We start from the raw sequence: 22,906 nt of genomic DNA, 5'->3' as shown, positions 1-22,906 counted from the left end.
TCAGAACTCGGCCAACCATGCCGAATGGCTTGTTCAGGATACGTCCGCTCCGACGGCATATCGCTGCAATGTGGGGCCAACGTTCTGGATGATTTCGTCTTGAGACAGGGCGACGACCGGCGGAAGCCGCAGCAGGTACCGGCACATCGCCAGTCCCAGCAACTGGCTGGAAATGAGCCCGGCGCGCCGGCCCGCATCGGCGGGATCAGCGACCGCCGCAACCAGTGGCCTCACCTGGTTGGCAAATACATCGCGCAACTTTTCGGCGGCAAATTCGTTCGACGTCGCCGAACGCAGCAGAATTACCATGCCGGTACCGTTGGCCGGATCTTCCCAGATTTCGAGAAATCGCCTGATCAGTGTCTTACCGATGTCGGTCCGGTCGATCACCCGTAGTGCGGGCAATTTCAGATCGACGACCGCCGCCCTGGCAAACAACTCGTCCTTGCTGCGGAAATAGCGGATCACCATGGCCGGATCGATCGAAGCATGCGCCGCGACGTCACGGATCGAGGCGCCGTCATAGCCGCGTTCGGCGAACAGGAGCTTCGCGGCCTCAAGTATCTGAGCCCGGGTGCGATCCGACTTGCTGGGTTTCTTCGACTGATTCTCGGTCATGAAAATGCATATGCCAACGGTCGTTGACAAATGCAATGGCTTCGGCTAAAAAGTCAACATATGTTGACAAATGGAGAGAGAAAATGTTGCCCGATACAACGGAAATCCTGATTATTGGCGCCGGCCCGACCGGCTTGGCGCTGTCCATCGTGCTGCACCAGGCCGGGGTCGACCATGTTCTGATCGACAGGCTTGGAGAGGGCCTTCAGACCTCGCGGGCTGGCGTCATCCACGCACAGACGCTGGAAGCGCTGGAGCCGCTGGGCGTCACACAGCGGCTGAGCGAGCTTGCCCCGAAGCTGCAGAATTTCGCCATCCGCGACCGCAACAGGGCACTGCTCAAGCTCGATTTCGGAAGGCTTCCGTCGAGGCATCCCTATCTGATGATGCTGCCTCAGAATCTCACCGAGCAGGTGTTCGCCGAGCGGATTGCCGTCCTGGGCGGCGTGATCCACCGCATGGTCGAGGCCAAGGCCGTGGTTCAGGACACTGACGGTGCGTGCGTGACGGTGGTCGAGAACGGCTGCGAGAAGATCATATCGGCACGCTACGTCGTTGGCGGCGACGGTATGCACAGCCTGGTGCGCAGCTCGGCCAGCGTCGAGTTCGACGGCGCGGCCTACGAGGCGTCGTTCGTTCTCGCCGACGTTCGTCTCGACTGGCCGGTTGGGCCAACCGAGGTGTCGCTGTTCTTTGCGCCAGCCGGGCTGGTGGTGGTGGCGCCGCTCCCAGACGGATCGTACCGCGTCGTCGCGACAATGGACGACGCGCCGGAAAAACCCGCGGTCGCAGACATACAGGCGCTGCTGGACAGCCGCGGACCGACCGGCAAACGAGGCCGGGTGCTCGACCTGAAATGGAGCTCGCGTTTTCGCGTGCATCACCGCCTGGTCGGGTCATACCGCAAGGACCGGTTGTTCCTGATGGGCGATGCCGCGCACGTACACAGCCCGGCGGGAGGGCAAGGCATGAATACCGGCATCGTCGACGCGATCGTGCTTGGTCAGTTGCTTGGCGACGTGGTGAACGGCGTGCGCCCGGAAGCGGAGCTCGAACTCTATGAAACACTGCGACGCCCGGCGGCCCAGGAGGTGCTTGACCTGGCTGGCATGATGACCGGCATGGCGCTTACCCGCAGTCCGGTGAAGCGGTTCGTCCGCAACCTCATGCTATCGGTGCTGAACTTCACACCATTCCTGAAGCGCCGCATCGCCTTGAAGCTATCGGGCCTCAGTCGGGCGCCGCTTGCCCGTCTGCCGGCACCCGCGTGCGAGGCAGGTGCAATTGCCCGAACCCAGCCTGAAGCCAGCCCAGTGCTGAAGCTTGCCGCGTGACAGCCCGGTTATCTGCCCGTACCTGCCGTCGGGCCGGTACGGGGGGCATCCGCGGCATCCCAAGCCTCAGCTAATGTACTGGCCGCCATTGGCTGAAATGGTCGAGCCGGTGATGAAACCGGCATCGTCGGAAGCGAGGAAGACGACGCAGCGCGCGATTTCCTCCGGCTCGCCGAGACGGCCGACCGGGATGTGCGGGATGACGCGCTCGTTAAGCACCTTCTCGTCCATCGCCTTGACCATCTCGGTGGCGATATAGCCGGGGCAGATGACGTTGACGGTAATGCCGGCGCGCGCGCCTTCCTGGGCCAGTGCCTTGGTGAAGCCGATATCGCCGGCCTTCGAGGCCGAATAATTGACCTGGCCTACCTGGCCTTTCTGGCCGTTGATCGACGAGATGGTGATGATGCGACCGAACTTGCGGTCGCGCATGCCGCCCCACAACGGATGCGTCATGTTGAAGACACCAGAAAGGTTGGTGTCGAGGACCTCTTTCCATTGCTCGCGCGTCATCTTGTGGAACATCGCGTCGCGAGTGATGCCGGCATTATTGACCAGCACCGAGACGGGACCGAGATCGGCCTCGATCTGTTTGATGCCGGCGGCGCAGGCCTCGTAGTCGGCGACGGACCATTTATAGACCGGGATGCCGGTTGCGGCCTTGAACTTTGCCGCCGCTTCCTCATTGCCGGCGTAGTTTGCGGCCACCGAATAGCCGGCGCTTTTCAAGGCGACCGATATCGCCGCGCCGATGCCGCGCGACCCGCCTGTGACGATTGCAACCTTTGTCATGTGTCCTCCCGGGAAATGCAGATGACTGAGCGTTGAAGCGGTGGGGTTTGCCCTCTACTCCCTACTCGCTTTGCGCCAGCATCCTATTCGTATCGCTTATCTCATCACAATGCTTCCACGCACATGGCAACACCCATCCCGCCGCCGATGCACAGCGTGGCAAGGCCTTTCTTGGCACTTCTGCGGCGCATCTCGTAGACCAGCGTGTTGAAGATGCGGGCGCCCGAGGCGCCGACCGGATGGCCGATGGCGATGGCGCCGCCATTGACGTTGACGATGGCCGGGTCCCAGCCCATGTCCTTGTTGACGGCGCAGGCCTGCGCGGCGAAGGCCTCGTTGGCTTCGACCAGATCGAGATCGCCGACCGACCAGCCGGCCTTGGCCAGCGCCTTGCGCGAGGAGGGGATCGGTCCCGTCCCCATGATCTGCGGGTCGACGCCGGCGGTCGCCCAGGAAACGATACGCACCAGAGGTGTGATGCCGCGCCTTGCGGCTTCCGCTTCGGTCATCAGCACCACGGCTGCGGCGCCGTCGTTGATGCCGGAGGCATTGGCTGCTGTCACCGTGCCTTCCTTGTCGAAGGCCGGCTTGAGCTTGGTCATGGCGTCGATTGTCGCGCCGTGGCGGATGTATTCATCCTGGTCGACTATCGTGTCGCCCTTCCTGCCCTTGACTGTGAAGGCAACGATCTCGTCCTTGAATTTTCCGGCTTTCTGCGCAGCCTCGGCCTTGTTCTGGGAAGCCAGTGCGAACTGGTCCTGGTCGTCGCGGGTGATCTGGAACTGGCGGGCGACGTTCTCGGCGGTGTTGCCCATATGATAGCCGTAGAAGGCATCGGTCAGGCCGTCCTTGATCATGGTGTCGATCAGCTTGAAGTCGCCCATCTTGACGCCACCGCGCAGATGCTGCGCATGCGGAGCCATCGACATCGATTCCTGGCCGCCGGCAACGATGATCCTTGCGTCGCCCTGGGCGATCTGTTGCATGCCGAGCGCGATGGCGCGCAAGCCGGAGCCGCAGAGCTGGTTGAGGCCCCAGGAGGTCGCCTCCTGCGGCACGCCGGCGGCCATAGCCGCCTGCCGCGCTGGGTTCTGCCCTTGAGCCGCGGTCAGGATCTGGCCGAGAATGACCTCGTCCACTTCCTTGCCGTCGACGCCGGCACGGACCAGCGCTTCCTTGACGGCGACCGCACCCAATTCATGGGCTGGCGTGTTGGCGAAGGCGCCGTTGAAGGAGCCGACAGGCGTGCGCGCTGCACTGGCGACAACGATGGCGTTGGAAGCGGACATGTTCTTCTCCAGGCTTTCGGGGAACGATTTCGGGTGCCGTCGGGGACTTTTCTTGCCCTTTCCACAACCCGAGTCAAACCCGAAATGGGCATGGCGCCCCACTGCCGCAAGCAGGCCGCCCGTCGCTGCAACGGCGGCCCGTCCGTGCTGCGCAACATAAAATGTTCCCGCACTGCACAAACTGCTTGGATTCATGACGCTTTTGCGCATATCCTTTAAAAAGGCGCAATCGTTACCGGCGGCTTACTTAAGCTGCCCGGTGTCCGGGGAGGATGCAGATGGCCGCAAAAGACGAAACTATTGTTATCAAGAAATATGCCAATCGCCGTCTCTACAATACGGGCACCAGCACCTATGTGACGCTCGAGGATCTCGCTGAAATGGTCAAAAAAGGCGAGGAGTTTACTGTCCAGGACGCCAAGACCGGTGACGACATCACGCATCCGGTGCTGACCCAGATCATCTTCGAGCTGGAGAACAAGGACGGGCAGAACATGTTGCCGATCCCGTTCCTGCGTCAGCTCATCGCCTATTACGGCGATCAGATGCAGATGATCGTGCCGAGCTTTCTCGAACAGTCGATGCTGGCCTTCTCGAAGGAGCAGGAACGCTTTCGCGAGCAAATGAAAGATGCCCTTGGCAAGTCGCCGATGGACATGATGAAGATCGCCACGCCGATCAAGGTGCTGGAGGAGCAGACGCGGCGCAACATGGAAATGTTCCAGAACGCCATGCGGCTGTTCACGCCGTTCCCGCCCGCGGGCTCTGCGCCGGCAGCAGCACCACCCGAACCGGCCAAGAAAGAAACACCGGAAAAACCCGACGACCTTCAGGAGCTGAAGGAGCAGATCGCCGCGATGCAGCGCAAGCTCGACACGATGTCGTGACTGCCAGGGCGAGGCGCCGCGTCGAACCTTCCCTCAGGTGCCGCTGAGACTTTCGCACACAGCGCGGCTAGAGCTGCTCCGGCAGCGGTCCCTGGTAGCGGGCGCGCGGCCGGATCAGGCCGCTGCTTGTCACCTGCTCCACGGCATGCGCGGCCCAGCCGACGCTGCGGCCGAGCGCGAACAGACGGAACGGGGCATCGGACGGCAAACGGAGACTGCGCGTGAGCGCAGCCAAGGCGAAATCGACGTTCGGGCGCATGCCCGTTGCCGCAAAGGCCGCATCGCAAAGCCGTGACAGCCCATCATCGACATCTATCGCGGCCAGTAACGGTTCCGCACGCGGATCGCCGTCGGGATAAAGCGGATGGCCAAATCCGGGCAGTGGCCTGTCGTGACCGAGCCAGCGACCGACAGCCGCATCCGGCCTCAATCTCTGTGCATCCTCGCCCAACATCATGACCGCCTCCGCGGCGCCGCCATGGCGCGGACCGGAGAGGGTGGCGAGGCCGGCAAGCAGGCAGGCCGAAACAGGTGCGCCGGTGGACGCGGCGACCCGTGCGGCGAAGGTCGATGCGTTCAATTCGTGATCGGCCAACAGTACCAGTGAGCGGCGGATCAAGTCTGCGCCGGCCGCATCGAGCGACCATCCCCGCGCCAGCCTTTCATGCACGGCACCGCTTCCGTGAACCGCGCCGAGCGCCTGAGCCAGAGCGGCGATGGCGCCGGCCGCATCGTGGTTGAGCGAAGCCGATCGGCGGCCGAGCGAAGGCCGGCCGTTGGCCGCCAACGCGGCCAATTCCGCGAAGGCAGCCGGCCGGTTAGTCGCGCCGTTACTATGGCGGCTCGCCGACCCGAACGACACTGGTGCGCCAGACGCCCAAAGCAGGTTTGCCGTCTGCTCCAGCGTGGCAGTCTCGGAGAGCGTGACCGCATCCTGGCCGCGATAGACGAGGCGGCCGTGCAAAACGGTCGAGATCGTGGTGGCGATCGCCGGCTCACCCCAGGCAATCGCGCTTTCGGCGATTGCCTGCGGGTTTCGGCCGCGCGCCGGCGGCTCGCCAGCGCCGCGATGTCGTCGGCGCGATACTGGCTGCGGCGTGGATCGGCCCCATCCGGCCGCATGCCGATGCGTCCGCGGCTGACATAGGCATAGAGCGTCTGGGCGCGCACCCTGAGACGCTCCAGGGCTTCGTCCCGCGTCAGCCACTCCGTCATGTCAGCCTTGTCATGTTGATTCTATTGATCAAGATTGATGGGCCAGTCGCCAACCCTTATCTACCGCACGGAAAGGGTCAAGGAGAAAACCAATGGCGAATGGGCTCGATGATGTGGTGGCGGCGGAAACGGTGCTCTCCGATGTTGACGGTCTTGGTGGCCGCCTGACCATCCGGGGCCATTCGTTGCCCGACCTGGCAGGCCGCTGGAAATACGCCGAGGTGGTTCATCTGCTGTTCGACGGCTTTTTCGACGATCTTCCCGACGGCAGGGAGCTGGCGATCGCGATCGGTCGGGCGCGCAGCGAAGTGTTCGAGCAGACCGAACCCTTGCTGCCGTTTCTCGCATCCCTCGATATCTACAGCGCGATGCGCGCCGGCATTGCCCTGCTGCCGGATGGTGACAAATTGCCGGACGCGCTGCGGCTGGTTGCGGCACCTGCCGTGCTGACGCCGGCCTTGCTGCGCTTGCAGCGCGGCGAAAGCCCGATTGCGCCTGACAGCAAGGCCGATCATGCCGCCGACATTCTGCGGATGCTGACCGGCATTGCGGCCTCGCCGAAATTGGCGAAGGCGCTCGATACCTATCTGGTGACGGTTTGCGACCATGGCCTCAACGCGTCGACCTTCGCCGCGCGCGTGGTCGCCTCGACGCAGGCTGGGCTTGCTTCGGCGGTGCTGGCCGGGCTCGGAGCGCTCAAGGGGCCGCTGCATGGCGGCGCGCCAGGTCCGGTAATCGAGATGCTGGATGCGATCGAGGCGCATGGCGACGCCGCCGGCTGGCTGCGCGACGAGATCGGGCGCGGCCAGCGCATCATGGGCTTCGGGCATCGCATCTACCGCGTGCGCGACCCGCGTGCCGACGTGCTGAAAGCGGTGGTGCGGCAACTCGGCGCCAAGGGCGAAGCCGGCCACCGGCTGGCGTTTGCCGAAAGCGTAGAGCAAGCGGCGCTCGAAGTGCTTCGCATCGCCAAGCCGTCGCGCTCGCTCCAGACTAATGTCGAGTTCTTCACAGCACTTCTGCTGGAAGCGGCGGGCTTTCCAACAGAGGCGTTCACCAATGTCTTTGCTGCCGGGCGCGTCGCCGGCTGGATCGCGCATGCGCGCGAGCAGCAGACGAGTGGACGGCTGATCCGGCCGCAGTCGCGCTATATCGGGCCGGTGCCGGACCTCGTCGCCTGAGGATTTTTCCCCGAATGCTTTACGGAAACCGGCCCGCTACAGCCGGTGCCGGACACCTCTCTCGTCAAAGATGAGAGAGGTCTACATGACAAAATTTTCATGTAATTGCTCCACACATCCGCTGTTCTTGGGTGGCAGAGAGCCTATATGCTGCAGTGCAGCATGGTTCCACGGGAGCCCACCTCGAAAGGAATAAGCCGCCTTGACCGCCAGAAAAACCGCCATCGTCACCGGTTCCACCTCGGGCATCGGCCTGGCAATTGCCCACGCGCTCGCGGCTGAAGGCTGCAACGTCGTCGTCAATTCCTTTTCCGACACCGCCGACGATCACGCCATCGTCGACGCAATCGCCAAGCACCACAAGGTGAAGACCATCTACATCAAGGCCGACATGTCGAAGCCGGCCGAGTGCCGGGCTTTGGTGGCGAAGGCGGCCGAGACATTCGGCTCGGTCGACATCCTGGTCAACAATGCCGGCATCCAGCATGTCGCGCCGGTTGAAAGCTTCCCGATCGAGAAGTGGGATGCGATCATCGCCATCAACCTGTCATCGGCCTTCCATACGATCGCAGCCGCCATCCCGTTGATGAAACAGGCCGGTGGCGGCCGGATCGTCAACGTCGCCTCGGCCCACGGCCTGGTCGCGTCGCCGTTCAAGTCGGCCTATGTCTCAGCCAAGCATGGCATTATGGGCTTGACCAAGACTGTCGCCCTTGAGCTGGCGCGCGACAAGATCACCTGCAATGCCATTTGTCCGGGCTATGTGTTGACGCCGCTGGTCGAGGCGCAGATCCCCGACCAGATGAAGGCCAACAAGATGGACCGCGAGACGGTGGTCCGCGAGGTCATGCTCGAAAGGCAACCGACCAAGGAGTTCGTCACGATCAAACAGGTTGCGGCGGCCGCGGTGTTCCTGTGCTCGGATGCGGCGGCGCAGATCAACGGCACGCACATCTCTGTCGATGGCGGCTGGACCGCTCAGTGAGCCATCCAGCGGTCAAGGGCCACGCCATGCCGAAAAACGGCAAGGCGGAAGAGCCAAAGAAGATCAACATCGCGCTGCAAGGCGGCGGTTCGCACGGGGCGTTTTCCTGGGGCGTGCTCGATCGGCTGCTCGAGGACGGGCGCCTCGACATAACGGCGGTTTCGGGCACCAGTGCCGGCGCCATGAATGCCGTGGCGCTGGCCGACGGCTTTGTCCGCGGCGGCGTCGAGGGCGCGCGGCGGAAGCTCGATGATTTCTGGCGTGCGGTGGCGGCAAAGGGGCGCTTCAGCCCGGTGCAGCGCATGCCTTGGGACGTCGCCTGGGGCAATTGGTCGATCGAGAACACGCCCGGCTATTTCCTGTTCGATACGATGTCTCGGGTATTTTCGCCCTATATCGCCAATCCGCTCGCCATCAATCCGCTGCGCGACGTGGTCGAACGTGAGATCGATTTCGATAATGTGCGCGCCTGCAAATCGATAGAACTGTTCATTTCCGCTACCAATGTCGAGACCGGCCAGTTGCGGGTCTTCTCGGACGGCGAGATCGACCTCGACACGGTGATGGCGTCGGCCTGCCTGCCGCAATTGTTCCGTGCCGTCGAGATCAAGGGCGTGCCCTATTGGGATGGCGGCTATGGCGGCAACCCGGCACTGTTCCCGTTCTTCAAGACCGCGGCCACCGAGGACGTGCTCTTGGTGCAGATTAATCCGGTGGTCCGCGAGGGGACGCCGAAAAGCGCCAATGAAATCCAGAACCGCATCGACGAGATCACCTTCAATGCCGGGCTGTTGCGCGAATTCCGCTCGATCGCCTTCGTCAAGGAACTGATCGCCGCCGGCCGATTGCCGCATGGCGAATATCGCGACATCCGCATGCACCGCATCGACGCCGACGAAGCGTTCAAGGATCTGTCGGCATCGTCCAAGGTCAATGCCGAATGGGCGTTTCTTGCCTATCTGCGCGACCTCGGCCGCACCGCAGCCAGTGACTGGCTGGAAGAAAATTACGACGCCGTCGGCAAGCGGCCGACGATCGATCTGTCCGGCGAGCTCGACGACGGCTTGAAGCCGGTGCGCGGGCCGGCGCCGGGCCGGCGGGTCAAGGAGTTTCTTGCGGCGCGCAAGCAGCCCGAGGCCGCCCGCCGTCCGGCCTAGAACGGTTCATCCTTTCGGAAACGCCGAACCGCTCCATCTTTTTGTTTTGACGCAATTCCGGACGGAAAACCGTTTCACACCTTTCCTGGAATTGTTCCGGCTCCTCCGCAAAGCAGATGACATCACAATCCGTCCAATCATCCTGACACTTGCTGCCATACCGCTGTTTTGGCGATCAACAGCCGATGCTGCAGCCGCATCTTTGCGGACAAAGCAACAATCCATCAACTTTTCTGACTATATTGCGATGCAACTTTGAGGTAGAAGCGCGCTTCGCCGATCACGGCAATTTGAATACGGCCTCGCGCGCACCCATATCGGCGACGCGCCCCAAGTAGAAGATGCGGCCTGGCCGAACCCCGCGCACTGGAAAAAATGACGATGCCGAAATTCAGGTTTCACAAGCTTGCAGCCATTGTTGTGCTTATCGGGTTCGCCGGCTGGATGGCGACGGGCGAATTCTCGTCCGTCGGCAGCGCGTCCGCCGACAACAAGCCCAAGACAGGAGAGGTCGGGCAGCCCAAGCCAGCCGACGCAGCCAAGGGGGGGACTGCCGAGGCGAAACAGCCCAAGGCGCCGTTGCGCACGGTCGCGGTCATAACCCCGCCGCGGCGCACCTATGCACGCGCTATCCGCATTTCCGGACTGACCGAAGCCGATAAGCGCGCCGTCCTGGCGACACGCGTCGCCGGCGTCATCGACAAGCTGCCGGTCAAGCAGGGTCAGCACGTCAAGACCGGCGACCTGATCCTGATGCTTGCCGCCGAGGAAAAAATCTCGGCGGTCGACAACGCCAAACAACTTGTCGTGCAGCGTGAAGCGGAACTGGCTGCGGCCTTGCGGTTGATGAAAACCGGCAATCTGCCGACGCTGCAGCTCGATACGGCCCGCTCCAACCTGTCGCTGGCCAAGTCGCAACTGGACGCCGCGCAAGCTGAGCTCGACCGCAATGAGGTAAAGGCGCCCTTCGACGGCGTTATCGACCGGGTGCCGGTGGAGCTTGGCAGTTCGGTGATGCAGGGCGGCGAGGTGGCTACCATTCTCAGCCTCGACCCGGTGATTGCGCGCGGCGAGGTCAGCGAACGCGATCTCGGCTATCTGAAGATCGGCGACAAGGCAAATGTGCGTCTGGTCAGCGGTCAGAATGTCGAAGGCATCGTCCGCTACATCAGCCGGGATGCATCGTCGGCAACCCGTACCTTCCGGGTTGAAGTCGCCATCCCCAACGCCGATGGTTCCGTACCGGCCGGCATGACGGCCGAAATCGCGCTCAGCGCCCAGCCGACGGACGCTGTGATGCTGCCGCGATCGGTGGTGACGCTCGGCGACAAGGGGGATCTCGGCATTCGCGCCGTCGACAAGGACGACAAGGTCGTGTTCTTCCCGATCGACCTGGTCGACGACACGCCGACCGGCCTGGTGCTCGGCGGCATTCCGGCCGACGCCCGCATCATCGTCGCCGGCCAGGAGCTGGTGAAGGAAGGCGAAGTGATCAAGCCGGTCGAAGCCGACCAGGCGACCATCCAAAAGCTGTTGGGCGAAGCGACGACCGGGACGCAGTAATCATGGACATCGTCAAACTTGCAATCAGCAATGCCCGGCTGACCATTTCGGTCCTGGTCTTTCTCATCCTTGCCGGTGCGGTCGCCTACCAGTCGACGCCAAAGGAGGCGGAACCGGACGTTCCGATTCCGATGATGTATGTCAGCCTGATCTACCAGGGCATCTCGCCGGAAGACTCCGAGCGCCTCCTGCTGCGGCCGATGGAAGCCAAGCTGAAGAGCCTGAAGGGCCTCAAGGAGATGCGCTCGGCCGCCTTCCAGGGCGGCGGTTATGTGCTGGTCGAATTCCAGCCGCAGACGGACCTCGCCACCGCGCTGCAGGACACGCGCAGCAAGGTGCAGGACGGCAAGGCCGACCTGCCGCAAGCGGCTGAGGAGCCCGTGGTCTCAGAGGTCAACATCTCCGAATTCCCCGTCCTTGTCGTGACGCTGTCGGGCGAGGTGCCCGAGCGCGTGCTGACGGCGGCGGCGCGCGAGCTGCGCGACCGCATCGAGGAAGTGCCTGGCGTGCTTGAGGGCTCGCTGCAGGGTGCGCGCGACGACCTCGTCGAAGTGGTCATCGATCCGATGAAGCTGTCTTCCTACGGGCTGCAGCTCGACCAGTTGATTGGTGCCGTCGGCGCTTCCAACAGTCTTGTCGCCGCCGGCAATATCGAAGGGTCCGAGGGCAAATACGCGGTCAAGGTGCCCTCGCTTATCGAGACGCCAGAGGATGTGGCGGCGCTTCCGGTCGTCGCCGGCCCCAATGCGGTGGTGCAGGCCAAGGATATCGCCACCATCCGCTCGACCTTCAAGGACGCCGAGACGGTTACCCGCCTCGACGGCAAGCCGGCGATTGCCATCGAGGTGAAGAAGCGCATCGGCTCCAACCTGATCGATACGATTGGCAAGGTCAGAGAGGTTTCCGACGCCTTCATCAAGACCATGCCGGAGGGCATGCACGTCACCTACACGCAAGACAAGTCCGTCTTCGTGAACCAGTTGCTCGGCGACCTGCAGAACCACGTGATGATCGCCGTCATCCTGGTGTTCATCGTCATTCTCTACGCGCTGTCTGGCCGTGCCTCGCTGCTGATCGGATTGGCCATCCCCTCATCCTTCCTGATGGGCATCCTGTTGCTGGCAATGATGGGCTACACGATCAATATGATCGTGCTGTTCAGCCTCATCCTGGCGGTCGGCATGCTGGTCGACGACGCCATCATCGTCACCGAATTCGCCGAGCGACGCATGAGCGAGGGCATGCCGAAGGAGCAAGCGTTCGCGCTTGCCGCCAAGCGCATGGCTGGCCCGGTCATCGCGGCGACGATGACGCGCATTGCCGCCTTCTCGCCGCTGTTGTTCTGGCCGGGCATCATCGGCGACTTCATGAAATATATGCCGATCACGCTGATCGTGACGCTCTCGGCCTCGATGCTCTATGCGCTGGTCTTCGCACCGACGCTGGGCGCCATATTCGCCAAGGCGCCCGCCCATCACCCCGACGACAATCGCGACGGCTGGTACATGGCCGTGGTCAAGCAGGCGGTGCATTATCCCATCACCGTGCTTGTCCTCACTGTGGCGCTGTTGTTCGGCGTCGGCTACGCCTATTCGAAATTCGGCGCCGGCGTCGAATTCTTCCCGAATGTCGAGCCTGACTACGGCCTGCTCTATGTCCACGCCCGCGGCAATCTTTCGCTTGCCGAAATGGATGCGGCCACCAAGACGGCGGAAAACCGGCTGCTCGGCTGGCCGGGCGTTAAGTCCGTCTATACCCGTGTCGGCAAGACGCAGGGCGGCGGCCAGGACGTTCCGGAAGACGTGGTCGGCGTGATCCAGTACGAATTCGTCGACTGGCGTGAGCGTAAATCGGCGAACTCAATCCTCGACGAACTGCGCGGCGTGATGGCCGGCATTCCCGGTGTCGACGTGGAGGTTCGCGTGCCGGAAGCCGGCCCGCCCACCGGCAAGCCGATCCAGATCAGGCTTTCGGCCGTCGATCCGAAGGGCCTTGACGACAAGGCCCGCGCCGTTGCCGCGCGCATTGCCAAGGTGCCCGGCGTCATCGATATTTCCGATGGTCTGGCGCCGCCCGGCGTCGACTGGGCGCTCGAGGTCGATCGCGCCAAGGCGGCGCAGTACGGCATCAGCCCGACCGCGGTCGGAACGGTGGTGCAATTGGTGACCAACGGGCTCAAACTCAGCGAGTACCGGCCCGCCGGCGCCGATGATGCCGTCGACATCAGACTGCGCCTGCCCGAGGATCGGCGCACGCTGTCGACGCTCGACGAACTCAGGGTGCAGACAGCGCAAGGCTCGGTGCCGATCTCGAACTTCGTCGTGCGCAAGCCGGAGCCGACGGTCGGTATCCTCAACCGCATCGACGGTGCGCGAACGGTGGTCGTCCAGGCCAACGTCGCTGCCGGCGCCCAGGTGGCTGCCGTCCAGCAGGAGGTCACCAAAGCTGTCGCAGACATGAACCTCGGCAGCGGCATTCGCTGGAAGCTTGCCGGTTCGAATGAGGACAGCGCGGAGGCCGGGGCCTTCCTCAGCAAAGCCTTCGGTGCGGCGATCTTCCTGATCTTCATCGTGCTTCTGGCGCAGTTCAACAAATTCACCAGCGTCTGGCTGGTGCTGTCCTGCGTGGTCATGGCGACGATCGGCGTGTTCCTCGGGCTGCTGCTGACGGGAGAGGCATTCGGCATCGTCATGTCGGGCATCGGTGTCATCGCGCTGGCCGGCGTGGTGGTGAACAACAACATCGTGCTGATCGACACCTATGACCGGTTGCGCGAAGAGGGCTGGGACAAATACGAAGCCGTTCTGCAGACCTGCCGCGAACGTGCCCGCCCGGTGGTGCTGACGGCGGTGTCGGCGATCCTCGGCGTGCTGCCGATCGCCTTCGGCCTCGGCCTCGAAATCTTCCATCACGAGACGACGATCAACGCGCCGTCGACGCAATGGTGGATTTCGCTGTCCTCGGCGATCGTCTTCGGGCTGTCCTTCGCCACCGTGCTGACGCTGGTGGTGACGCCGTCGATGCTGATGGTGTTCACTCGCGCCAAGCTCAAACCCGGTGCGCGTCGTGGCTGGTTCAGTCGTCTGTTTGGGCGTCCTAAGGCCGACATCCCGTCGAAAGGCCCGGACGCCGATCTGGGCGCCGAACCGGCGATCGCCTTCCCGAAGGCCGCCGAATAGAGTCCGGATCGCCGTCCTGATCAAGCAAGGCCGCCCTGGAACAATGGGCGGCCTTCTGCATTGTTCCGTCATTGCAACCTCAAAGCGAGGATTTTCTGATGACGATCAGCACCATTCTCGTCATTATTCTTATTCTTATCCTGATCGGCGCGGTTCCGGCGTGGCCGCATTCCCGGTCTTGGGGTTACGGCCCATCCGGCATCGTCGGCGTCATCCTGATCGTTGTCCTGGTGCTGCTGTTGATGGGCCGGATCTGAGCGCAACCTCCCTCCCGAACAGCGGCGGATGACCATCTGGCCATCCGCCTTTTTTTGGTTTGTTGTTAGGCAACTTTTTGCATCGTCTTGAGCGTGGCGATGCCGATATCCTCGAGCGCTTCCGACACTGCATCTTCCAGCGGCGTGTGCGGGATCGTACCGATAACGCTTTCCAGTCTGCCTGAAACGAGCCGGTGCGGCTCGAAGCGGAGATAGGACATCGAAACGATCTCGCGCCACATGGCCACGAACGGGCTGCCAGCGCGCAGCACCCACCACGGCATCATCGTCAGTTTCAACGTGCGCCCGAGCGCCTTCTCCGCGGCCGCCTTGATCTCCAGATCGGCCACCGCATGGCCGGGAAAGTTCAGCGCCTCGTAGAAGCCGAGCTTGTCGAGATTGTCAGCCAGTCCGACGAAAGCCTTGGCCAGGTCGGGCAGATAGGCCCATTCATGCACGAGATCGACCGGTCCCGGTGCCGTATAGATACCCTTAGTCATCTTGGCGGCAACAACCAGATCGAACCACGATCCGCTGCCGGTGCCGCCGAAGAAATCACCGGCGCGCAGCAGGATCGTGCGCACCCGACCTGCGTCGGCCTCGCGGCGAAACAGGTCCTCCATGGCGACGCGGATGCGGCCCTTTTCCGTCGTCGGACGAAACGGCGTGGCTTCAGTGATCACCGCCGGCATCGGCGAGCCGTAATTGTAGACGGTGCCTGGGAAGAGATGCAGCGCGCCATTCGCCCGGCAGGCAGCCATCACATTCTCGGCCATCGGCAGGCATTTGCTCCAGTCGGTGTAGAGCGGGTTGAGGCCATTAAAAATGATATCGACGCCTTCGGTCGCGCGGATCAGCGCAGCACGGTCGAGCGCGTCGCCGGCGATCGCCGTGGCGCCTTTGAGCTCGGCCGGCACCTTGCCGCTGCGGGTGATGGCACGGACATCGTAGCCGGCATCGAGGAAGGCCTTGGCCACCGTGCGGCCGAGCCGGCCATTGGCGCCGAGAATTGCGATCTTGGTCATTGTTCGTCTCCGTGTTTGCGCTACGACCGCAATGTGATCTCCTCGCAAACGAATGAAAATTGACTAAAGCTGGCGGTCTGATATTCAAGTTTGAATGGATATCGATTGGAACCTGATCAAGAGTTTCGTCACCGTGGCGGAGACCGGCAGCCTGTCGGCCGCCGCGCGAAAACTTGCCGCGAGCCAGCCGACGCTCGGTCGCCACATCACCGAGCTGGAACAGGCGCTCGGCGTCACGCTCTTCCGGCGCGGGCGGCGCGGCTATGCGCTCACGGAAGCGGGCAGCACGCTTTTTGAACGGGGCCGCGCGGTGAGCGAGCAGGCGAGCGCCTTTTCGTTGCTGGCGCTGGGATCGGTCGAAGCGATAGAGGGTACGGTGCGCATTGCCGCCAGCGAGGTGGTGGCGGCCTATGTGCTGCCGGAAATGACTGCGAGGCTTGGGACCGAGGAGCCCGGCATCGAGGTCGAGATCGTCGCGTCGAACCAGGTCGAAAACCTCTTGCGCCGCGATGCCGATATCGCCATTCGCATGGTCCAGCCGGCGCAGAATGAACTGGTCGCACGCAAGGTGACCGACATTCCGCTCCGCGCCTGTGCGGCAAAATCCTATCTCGACCGGCGCGGCCGTCCGCGCGAGGCCCGCGATCTGGCCGGCCACGATCTGGTCGGCTTCGACCGCAGCGACGAGATCATTCGCGGCTTCGCCCAATTCGGCGTCGCGCTCACCCGCAGTGCCTTCCGCTTCAGGACCGACAATCAGATCGTGCTTTGGGAAGCGGTGCGGGCGGGAAACGGCATCGGCTTTGGCCAGCAGCCGCTGGCCGAGCGCGATGCGCTGGTCGAAACAGTGCTGCCCGGTCTCCCGCTGCCGACGCTACCGGTGTGGCTGGCCATGCATCGCGACGTGCGCACCAGCGTGCGCATCCGCCGCGTCGCGGATTTCCTCTACGAAGAGTTCAAGCGCTATTCGGCCGGTGCGGGCTCGGCAGCGAATTCGGCGCGGTGAGCGAGGCCGGCCATCAACAGCACGACGACCAGCAGCCCGGACAGAGCGACGAAGATCGGGCCGAAGCTCGAGTGCTCGGCGATGAAGCCGATCGCCGACGGCGCCACCAGAATGCCTGAGTAACCCATTGTGGTGACGACGCTCATGCCTGTGCCGGACGCCATGCCTTCCTGGTTGCCGCCGGCCGAAAAAATGATCGGCACCATGTTGGCAATGCCGAGGCCGCAAAAGGCAAAGGCGGCAATGGCCAGCCAAGGCGAGGGAGCCAGCCCGGCCACCAGCATGCCGGCAGCAGCGGCAAGGGCCGAGGCGCGCAACGTCGTAACGGCACCGAAACGGTTGCGGACGCCGTCGCCAAGAAAGCGCATGACGGCCATGACGCCGGAAAAGGCGGCGTAGGCCAGGCCTGCGATGGCAAGATCGGCGCCGAGTTCCTGCCGGAGATACAGCGCTGCCCAGTCGAGCACCGCGCCTTCGGAGATCATCGTCAGCAGCGCCATAAGTCCGACTAGATAGACCAGCGGGTTGGCCGGCAGCGCGAATTTGTGGTGCTCGGCGATTGGGTGCTTGTCCTCGGCGATCAGGTAGCGGACCGCTACGGCGATGACGGCGAAGGCAAGAGCCGTCACCATCGTCGCATGGGCGAGGTGACCGTAGTTCTGGATGGCGAAACCGCCCAAAGCGCCGCCAGCGAAACCGCCAAGGCTCCAGAAGCCGTGCGAGGACGACATGATGGCACGGGACAGCCGCCGTTCGACTGCCACTGCATTGGCATTCATGGCGACGTCCATGCCGCCGATCGAACCGCCGAAAATGAACATGGCGACGGCCGCCAACGGCACGTTGGGGGCCAGAGCCACGACCAAAAGGCCGAAGCTGCCGGCAAGTCCGAACCAGCGCAGCACCATGCGGGAGCCATGCTTCGAGATCAGATGGCCGCACCAGGTCATGGCGGTGACGGCGCCGGCGCCGAACAACAGAATCAGCAGGCCGAGCGTGAACTTGCTGATGTCCAGCCGGGTCAGGAACACCGGGATCTGCGGCGCCCAGCTGCCGGTCAGGAAGCCATTGGCGAGGAAGATGGCGGCCACTGCCCAGCGTCCACGAATCGCGGTCTGCGTAATTTTCTGCGCGTCCATCGGGTAGAATCCGGTCCGGAAATGGCTTTGCGCGGCAAATTAGATCGATTCAATTCACAGTCAAGCGCTCTTCGCCGAAAGTGCTTGGACCAGGCGCTACGTCCTCTCGCGTCGGCCAACCATCTCGACGGTCCACTCCGAAATTCCTAGGGCTCGGGATAAGGCGTGCCATCCTTGTGTACAAACCGGCCGTCGGCGTTGGTGCTCATCATGTCGATGTCGGAGCAGGTGGTTACATCGTCGGGCCAGCGCGAACCGACTTCGAGATAGATCGCCATCGCGCCCGATTTATTGATCATGTGATGGCCGTTGCCTGATCCTTTCGGAAAGGCCGCGCAATCACCGGGCGCGCGGCACCATCTCGCCGGCATCTTCGACGAGCGTCAGCTCGCCTTCAAACACGTAGACGAATTCGTCTTCGTGCGAATGCCAGTGGCGCTGGCTCGACCAGTTGCCCGGCGGCAGGCGCATGAGATTGATGCCGAAATCGGTGAGCCCGCCGGCGTTGCCCAGCCGCTGCCGCACGCGTTCGGCACAGGGTGCATCGAACGGCGGTGGATAGGATGAGCCCTTGCGTCTGGGCACGTCGGCAACGTCAATCTTAGGCACGGCGGCCTCCCCTAGTGATCCGTAGGGCGTCTTGCCTCGAACTCGGCCTTCTTGGCGTCGGAGGCTTCGACCTGGTTCAGTGCCTGCCACTCGGCATAGGGCATGCCGTAGATGATCTCGCGCGACTGTTCCTTGCCGAGTTCGACACCCTCGGCTTGCGCCGCGTCGCGGTACCAGTTGGACAGGCAGTTGCGGCAGAAGCCGGCGAGGTTCATCAGGTCGATGTTCTGTACGTCGGAACGCTCGCGCAGATGCGCGACTAGCCGGCGGAAGGCAGCGGCTTCGAAATCGCGCCTTTGTTCGTCGCTGAGTTCGGTCATGTCCTGTTGGCCTCCCTTGGGCCTCCATCATACCGGCCCGGTGCGCGAGCCGAATATTTTCACCTGGTGTATATCGGCACGTCGATCGATCGCGTCAACGATCGGCGCCAGCCGTTCGGCCCAGGCGAGGGCACCCTTGCGGTCGGCGATCAGGTCCTGGCGGATTTCGAGCAGCGCATGGGCAAAGCCGTTGACGATGGCGTGCCTGAACATGGTATCGCCGCGCAATGCGCCGTCATAGGGTTCGTTATCGCCGACGATGAGGCTCTTGTCCTCGGCGAGCATGTCGATCAGCGGCTGCGCCACGCGATCGTCGAGATCCCATAGTATGCCGACGTGCCACGGCCGCACGAAGCCTTGCATGGTCGGCGTGAAGGAATGCACCGAAAAGATGAAGGGTGTCTGAGCGGATGCTTGCGCCACAGAGGCGATCATGGCGCCGATGGCATCATGATAGGGGCGGTAAAAACGGTCCAGCCGTCTTTCGCGCTCCTCCGTGGCCATGGGATAATTTCCCGGGATGACGGTGCCGTCATAGAGCTGGCGGATCAGCGTTGGATCGTCTTCGCCGCGATTGGGGTCGATCAGCAGTCGCGAAAAATTGGCAAGCACCGCCGGAACGCCGAGCAGACTTGCGAGTTCGCGGGTTACAGTCTCGACGCCGATGTCGTAGGCGATGTGGCGGTCGAACTCCGCCGCCGGCAGCCCAAGGCTGCCATACTCCTCCGGCAGGTCGCGGCGGGCGTGATCGGCCAGAAGCACCATGCCGCGCTTGCGATCGCGTTCGACGATATCGAAAGGCGCGAAAACTGTGGATCGGGTCATTGGCGGGAAAGGTCTGTTCGCTGGCTTCCGGGGAGGGTGGTATCGTCATTCCACGAAGAGAACGCTCGCGCAATGCCGTTGTTTGGCCACGGTTTCTGCCAAAAAACTGAGCAGGGGCGACAGCAAGCGCGTCAGAGCCTTCTAAATCGATTGGAATTGGACAGATCGGCGCGTTGACATGCGTGCGGACTTTTCCGAAAAGGGGCGTTGAGAGATGCAAATGTGGTTCTTGAGGGGTTTCGGGATGGGTTTCGCTGGCAGGCTGCGTGTGCGCCATGCCTTGGCCATGCCGCTCCTGATACCTGCCATGGGCCTTTTCGCGGTGATTTCGGCCTCGCCGGCACGGGCCGATTTCCGGGTCTGCAACGCCACACAGAACCTGGTTGGTGTCGGCATCGGCTACCGCGCCAAAGCCGGCTGGATCACCGAAGGCTGGTGGCACATCGAAGGATCGAGCTGCAAGACGCTGATCGAGGGACCGTTGTCATCAAGGTTTTACTATCTTTATGCAGAAGACGCCGAGCGCGGCGGACGCTGGGATGGCCCGATCAACATGTGCGTGGCCGAAAAAGAGTTCAAGATCGCCGGCGTTACCGATTGCGTCGCCCGGGGCTTTCAGCGCGCCGGATTCCAGGAATATGACACGGGCGAGCAGGCAAGCTGGATGGTCCAGCTGACTGACGAGCCCGCAACGGATGGCGCTCCAGCCGCCCCGGGAACAAACAGTCAATGAGACGCAGCCGCAAGGTCAAGATCCTCGCCACCATCGGTCCGGCCTCCTCGTCCGAGGAGATGCTGAAGAAGCTGTTCGAAGCCGGCGCCGACGTGTTCCGCATCAATATGAGCCACACCGACCATGAATTGATGCGCACACTTGTCGGCCGCATTCGTGCCGTCGAGGAGGCAGTCGGCCGGCCGATCGGCATTCTCGCCGACCTGCAAGGGCCAAAGCTGCGCGTCGGCAAGTTCGCCAACGGCAAAGAGGTGCTGACCGTGGGCCAGACCTTCACGCTCGACGACAATCCCGAGCCCGGCAATTCGACGAGGGTCTACCTGCCGCATCCCGAAATCCTGCGTTCGGTCGAGGCTGGTCATCGCCTGCTGATCGACGACGGCAAGCTCGAGCTCAAGGCGGTCAGCAGCAACGGCAAGGCGATCGTCTGCACCGTCGTCGCCGGCACGACCATTTCCGACAAAAAGGGCGTCAGTCTGCCCGACACCGACCTGCCGGTCGGCGCGCTGACGGAAAAGGACCGCCGGGATCTCGACGCGGTTCTGGCAACAGGCGTCGACTGGGTGGCGCTGTCCTTCGTGCAGCGGCCCGAGGACCTGGCCGAAGCGCGCAAGATCGCACGCGGCCGGGCGCTGATCATGGCCAAGATCGAAAAGCCGCAGGCCGTCGCCCGGCTGGCCGAGATCATCGAGCTCTCGGATGCGCTGATGGTTGCCCGCGGCGATCTCGGCGTCGAGATGCCGCTCGAAGCCGTGCCTGGCATCCAGAAGCAGATCACCCGCGCCGCGCGCCGCGCCGGCAAGCCGGTGGTGGTCGCCACGCAGATGCTGGAATCGATGATCACCGCGCCGGTGCCGACGCGCGCCGAGGTGTCGGACGTGTCGATCGCGGTGTTTGAAGGCGCCGACGCTATCATGCTTTCGGCGGAATCCGCCGCCGGGGCCTATCCGGTCGAGGCGGTGGCGATGATGAACCGGATCGCCACCAAGGTCGAAACCGACCCGACCTATGCCGGCATTATCAACGCGCAGCGCTCGGAACCGGAAGCGACCGGAGCCGACGCCATCTCGCTCGCCGCTCGCGAAATAGCCGAGACGCTGAAGCTGTCGGCGATCATCACCTATACCGCGTCTGGCACCACCGGCTTGCGCGCCGCGCGCGAGCGGCCGCAAGTGCCGATCGTGGCGCTGTCGCCGATCCTCAACACGGCGCGGCGGCTGTCGCTGTTGTGGGGCACGCATTGCGTCGTTTCCCCCGATGCCAGCGACCTCGACGACATGGTCGACCGCGCCTGCCGCATCGCCTTCGAGGAGGGCTTCGGCAAGCCGGGCGACCGCGTCATCATCACCGCCGGCGTGCCGCTGAGGACGCCGGGATCGACCAACATGCTGCGCATCGCCTATGTCGGATCGGAAGTCGGCCGCTAATGTCGGCCGCGGCTGCCGGATAGGCCGGCGGCATGGCGCGTCGTAAACACGGCGCCAGCCCGGCGCATCGACGGCGGTTGGGTTAGGATCGACGCCGGACTCCGCCAGCTTGCATCAGGTGTGTGGCCGGCCGTGAAGCGGTTCGAAGGCCCTATCCGACTTGAGCTGGAAGTCAGTTAAGGTAATCTCTCCTGGGAGAAAGAGGAGGGTGATCCAATGTGGATGCGCACTGATCTTCTGGAACTCCTCGGCATTGAGCACCCGATAATCCAGGCGCCGATGAGCGGCATCACCACGCCGGAACTCGCGGCGGCAGTCAGCAATGCCGGGGCGCTTGGCTCGCTCGGATGCGGCATTCTGCCTGCGGCGGCTATCCGCGAGCAGCTCATGGCGACGCAGCACGCCACCAATCGTCCGATCAACGTCAACTTCTTTGCGCACCCGGCGCCGGCAGGCGATGATGCGGCAGCCCAAAGTATGCGAGACCGCCTTCGCGGCTGCTATGAGGAGGTCGGCCTCGGACCGGTACCCGAGCCGGGCGAGCCCTTCCCCACCTTCGATCGTGAGCGTCTCGAAATTGTGCTCGAGCTGCGCCCCAAGGTGGTCAGCTTCCACTTCGGCCTACCGGACACCGCAATTGTGCAGCAGTTGAAGGCGGCCGGCTGTACTGTCTTGTGTTCGGCCACCACTGTCTCGGAAGCGCGCCAGCTTGAGGCAGGAGGGGTGGACGCCATTATCGCCCAGGGATACGAGGCGGGTGGGCATCGCGGCACATTCACTGGCGACCCTGCTATCGGCACTGCCGGCACCATGGCGCTCGTACCGCAGATTGTTGATGCCGTGCGGGTGCCTGTAATTGCCGCCGGCGGTATCTTCGACGGTCGCGGCATTGCTGCCAGCTTTGCACTTGGTGCATCTGGTGTGCAGATCGGCACGGCTTTCCTGGCCTGTCCTGAAGCCAATGTGCAGCCAGTCTATCGCGTAGCATTGCGCTCGGCCAACGACGAGAGCACGTCGGTGACTCGCTGCTTCACTGGCCGCCCAGCGCGCGTGGTGCGCAACCGGTTTGTGATGGAAATGGCTGGTGAGGAAGATGCTGCGCTGGCGTTTCCGCTACAGGCGAGTCTGGTCATGCCGCTTTCGATGGCAAAGGATGAAAGCAAGCGGGCTGACTTCTTGCCCATTTGGGCCGGGCAGGGCGTTGCGAAGCTCCGGGAAATGCTGGCCGCCGCCCTTGTGGAGAAACTCGTCACGGAAGCAAGCGGCGTAGATCGGGCCTATAGGGGAGTAGGGGAGTAGGGGAGTAGGGGAGTAGGGGCATGTGTTCCAGAGTGCGTTCCACAATGCAATCTGCACCACTCACAT

At 63.3% G+C, this 22,906-nt stretch carries 19 protein-coding genes and 2 pseudogenes; 12 read left to right on the top strand and 9 right to left on the bottom strand.

The window, feature by feature from the left end; all coding sequences use genetic code 11:
• Positions 1 to 33: 33 nt before the first annotated feature.
• A complete protein-coding gene (locus NKG60_RS19055; protein WP_352666208.1) occupies positions 34 to 618 on the bottom strand; it encodes a TetR/AcrR family transcriptional regulator in 585 nt (194 codons plus the stop codon).
• An 83-nt stretch (positions 619 to 701) separates the two neighbouring features.
• Here NKG60_RS19055 and NKG60_RS19050 point away from each other — a divergent pair, with 83 nt between their 5' ends.
• Complete coding sequence (locus NKG60_RS19050) at positions 702 to 1,952, top strand: FAD-dependent monooxygenase (RefSeq protein WP_352975345.1); 1,251 nt, start codon at positions 702 to 704, stop codon at positions 1,950 to 1,952.
• Between the two features lie 66 nt (positions 1,953 to 2,018).
• Here NKG60_RS19050 and phbB read toward each other — a convergent pair whose 3' ends face one another.
• A complete protein-coding gene (phbB, locus tag NKG60_RS19045) occupies positions 2,019 to 2,744 on the bottom strand; it encodes an acetoacetyl-CoA reductase (protein WP_352666211.1) in 726 nt (241 codons plus the stop codon).
• Positions 2,745 to 2,848: 104 nt separating this feature from the next.
• Positions 2,849 to 4,033 (bottom strand): acetyl-CoA C-acetyltransferase, encoded by a 1,185-nt coding sequence (locus NKG60_RS19040; RefSeq protein ID WP_352666212.1) that lies wholly within the window; start codon positions 4,031 to 4,033, stop codon positions 2,849 to 2,851.
• Between the two features lie 278 nt (positions 4,034 to 4,311).
• Between NKG60_RS19040 and phaR the strand changes: the two genes are divergently transcribed.
• On the top strand, positions 4,312 to 4,920 hold the full coding sequence (gene phaR / locus NKG60_RS19035) for a polyhydroxyalkanoate synthesis repressor PhaR (RefSeq protein WP_352666214.1): 609 nt from the start codon (positions 4,312 to 4,314) through the stop codon (positions 4,918 to 4,920).
• Positions 4,921 to 4,987: 67 nt separating this feature from the next.
• Here the strand turns inward: phaR and NKG60_RS19030 are convergent.
• Positions 4,988 to 6,135: pseudogene (locus tag NKG60_RS19030) on the bottom strand (citrate/2-methylcitrate synthase).
• Positions 6,136 to 6,227: 92 nt separating this feature from the next.
• Between NKG60_RS19030 and NKG60_RS19025 the strand changes: the two are divergent.
• From NKG60_RS19025 to NKG60_RS19000, 6 genes are all read left to right on the top strand, one after another.
• Positions 6,228 to 7,316: a citrate synthase/methylcitrate synthase gene (locus NKG60_RS19025; protein WP_352865496.1), complete on the top strand. Its 1,089-nt coding sequence runs from the start codon at positions 6,228 to 6,230 to the stop codon at positions 7,314 to 7,316.
• Positions 7,317 to 7,518: 202 nt separating this feature from the next.
• Positions 7,519 to 8,301 carry a 3-hydroxybutyrate dehydrogenase gene (locus NKG60_RS19020; RefSeq protein WP_352666218.1) on the top strand — a complete coding sequence of 261 codons (783 nt, stop codon included), beginning with the start codon at positions 7,519 to 7,521 and terminating at the stop codon, positions 8,299 to 8,301.
• 26 nt (positions 8,302 to 8,327) lie between these two features.
• Positions 8,328 to 9,458, top strand: coding sequence for a patatin-like phospholipase family protein (locus tag NKG60_RS19015; RefSeq protein WP_352666240.1), 1,131 nt, complete (start codon positions 8,328 to 8,330; stop codon positions 9,456 to 9,458).
• 381 nt (positions 9,459 to 9,839) lie between these two features.
• Positions 9,840 to 11,021 carry an efflux RND transporter periplasmic adaptor subunit gene (locus NKG60_RS19010; protein WP_352975342.1) on the top strand — a complete coding sequence of 394 codons (1,182 nt, stop codon included), beginning with the start codon at positions 9,840 to 9,842 and terminating at the stop codon, positions 11,019 to 11,021.
• Between the two features lie 2 nt (positions 11,022 to 11,023).
• Positions 11,024 to 14,200 carry an efflux RND transporter permease subunit gene (locus NKG60_RS19005; RefSeq protein ID WP_352666222.1) on the top strand — a complete coding sequence of 1,059 codons (3,177 nt, stop codon included), beginning with the start codon at positions 11,024 to 11,026 and terminating at the stop codon, positions 14,198 to 14,200.
• A 98-nt stretch (positions 14,201 to 14,298) separates the two neighbouring features.
• The gene (locus NKG60_RS19000; protein WP_352564626.1) at positions 14,299 to 14,457 is read left to right on the top strand and encodes a DUF3309 family protein; all 159 of its coding nucleotides are present in this window, start codon (positions 14,299 to 14,301) and stop codon (positions 14,455 to 14,457) included.
• Between the two features lie 65 nt (positions 14,458 to 14,522).
• Here the strand turns inward: NKG60_RS19000 and NKG60_RS18995 are convergent, their stop codons facing one another.
• On the bottom strand, positions 14,523 to 15,482 hold the full coding sequence (locus NKG60_RS18995; protein ID WP_352666224.1) for an SDR family oxidoreductase: 960 nt from the start codon (positions 15,480 to 15,482) through the stop codon (positions 14,523 to 14,525).
• Between the two features lie 94 nt (positions 15,483 to 15,576).
• Between NKG60_RS18995 and NKG60_RS18990 the strand changes: the two genes are divergently transcribed.
• Positions 15,577 to 16,488, top strand: a complete 912-nt coding sequence (locus tag NKG60_RS18990) for a LysR family transcriptional regulator (protein ID WP_352666226.1) — start codon at positions 15,577 to 15,579, stop codon at positions 16,486 to 16,488.
• On the opposite strand, the gene NKG60_RS18985 is transcribed toward NKG60_RS18990, so the two are convergent.
• From NKG60_RS18985 to NKG60_RS18970, 4 genes and pseudogenes are all read right to left on the bottom strand, one after another.
• Positions 16,446 to 17,627, bottom strand: a complete 1,182-nt coding sequence (locus tag NKG60_RS18985; RefSeq protein WP_352666228.1) for an MFS transporter — start codon at positions 17,625 to 17,627, stop codon at positions 16,446 to 16,448. The two genes, NKG60_RS18990 and NKG60_RS18985, sit on opposite strands and share 43 nt — an antisense overlap.
• A gap of 146 nt (positions 17,628 to 17,773) precedes the next feature.
• A pseudogene (locus tag NKG60_RS18980) lies at positions 17,774 to 18,236 on the bottom strand (cupin domain-containing protein).
• A gap of 11 nt (positions 18,237 to 18,247) precedes the next feature.
• Positions 18,248 to 18,556, bottom strand: a complete 309-nt coding sequence (locus NKG60_RS18975) for a DUF1244 domain-containing protein (RefSeq protein ID WP_352666230.1) — start codon at positions 18,554 to 18,556, stop codon at positions 18,248 to 18,250.
• A gap of 27 nt (positions 18,557 to 18,583) precedes the next feature.
• Positions 18,584 to 19,381, bottom strand: coding sequence for an N-formylglutamate amidohydrolase (locus NKG60_RS18970; RefSeq protein ID WP_352975341.1), 798 nt, complete (start codon positions 19,379 to 19,381; stop codon positions 18,584 to 18,586).
• Between the two features lie 286 nt (positions 19,382 to 19,667).
• Here NKG60_RS18970 and NKG60_RS18965 point away from each other — a divergent pair, with 286 nt between their 5' ends.
• From NKG60_RS18965 to NKG60_RS18955, 3 genes are all read left to right on the top strand, one after another.
• Entirely contained in the window at positions 19,668 to 20,114 is a 447-nt protein-coding gene (locus NKG60_RS18965; RefSeq protein ID WP_473505739.1) for a DUF1036 domain-containing protein, read from the top strand.
• Positions 20,111 to 21,541 (top strand): pyruvate kinase, encoded by a 1,431-nt coding sequence (gene pyk, locus NKG60_RS18960; protein ID WP_352666234.1) that lies wholly within the window; start codon positions 20,111 to 20,113, stop codon positions 21,539 to 21,541. Before NKG60_RS18965 ends, pyk begins: the two co-directional genes overlap by 4 nt.
• Before the next feature lie 216 nt (positions 21,542 to 21,757).
• A complete protein-coding gene (locus tag NKG60_RS18955) occupies positions 21,758 to 22,840 on the top strand; it encodes an NAD(P)H-dependent flavin oxidoreductase (RefSeq protein WP_352666236.1) in 1,083 nt (360 codons plus the stop codon).
• The last annotated feature ends 66 nt before the right edge of the window (positions 22,841 to 22,906 follow it).

It is taken from the genome of Mesorhizobium sp. M1428 (assembly GCF_040317515.1).
Classification (GTDB): domain Bacteria; phylum Pseudomonadota; class Alphaproteobacteria; order Rhizobiales; family Rhizobiaceae; genus Mesorhizobium.
The sequence above is the reverse complement of the archived record's forward strand: the minus strand, read 5'-3'. Positions and strand labels throughout refer to the sequence as shown.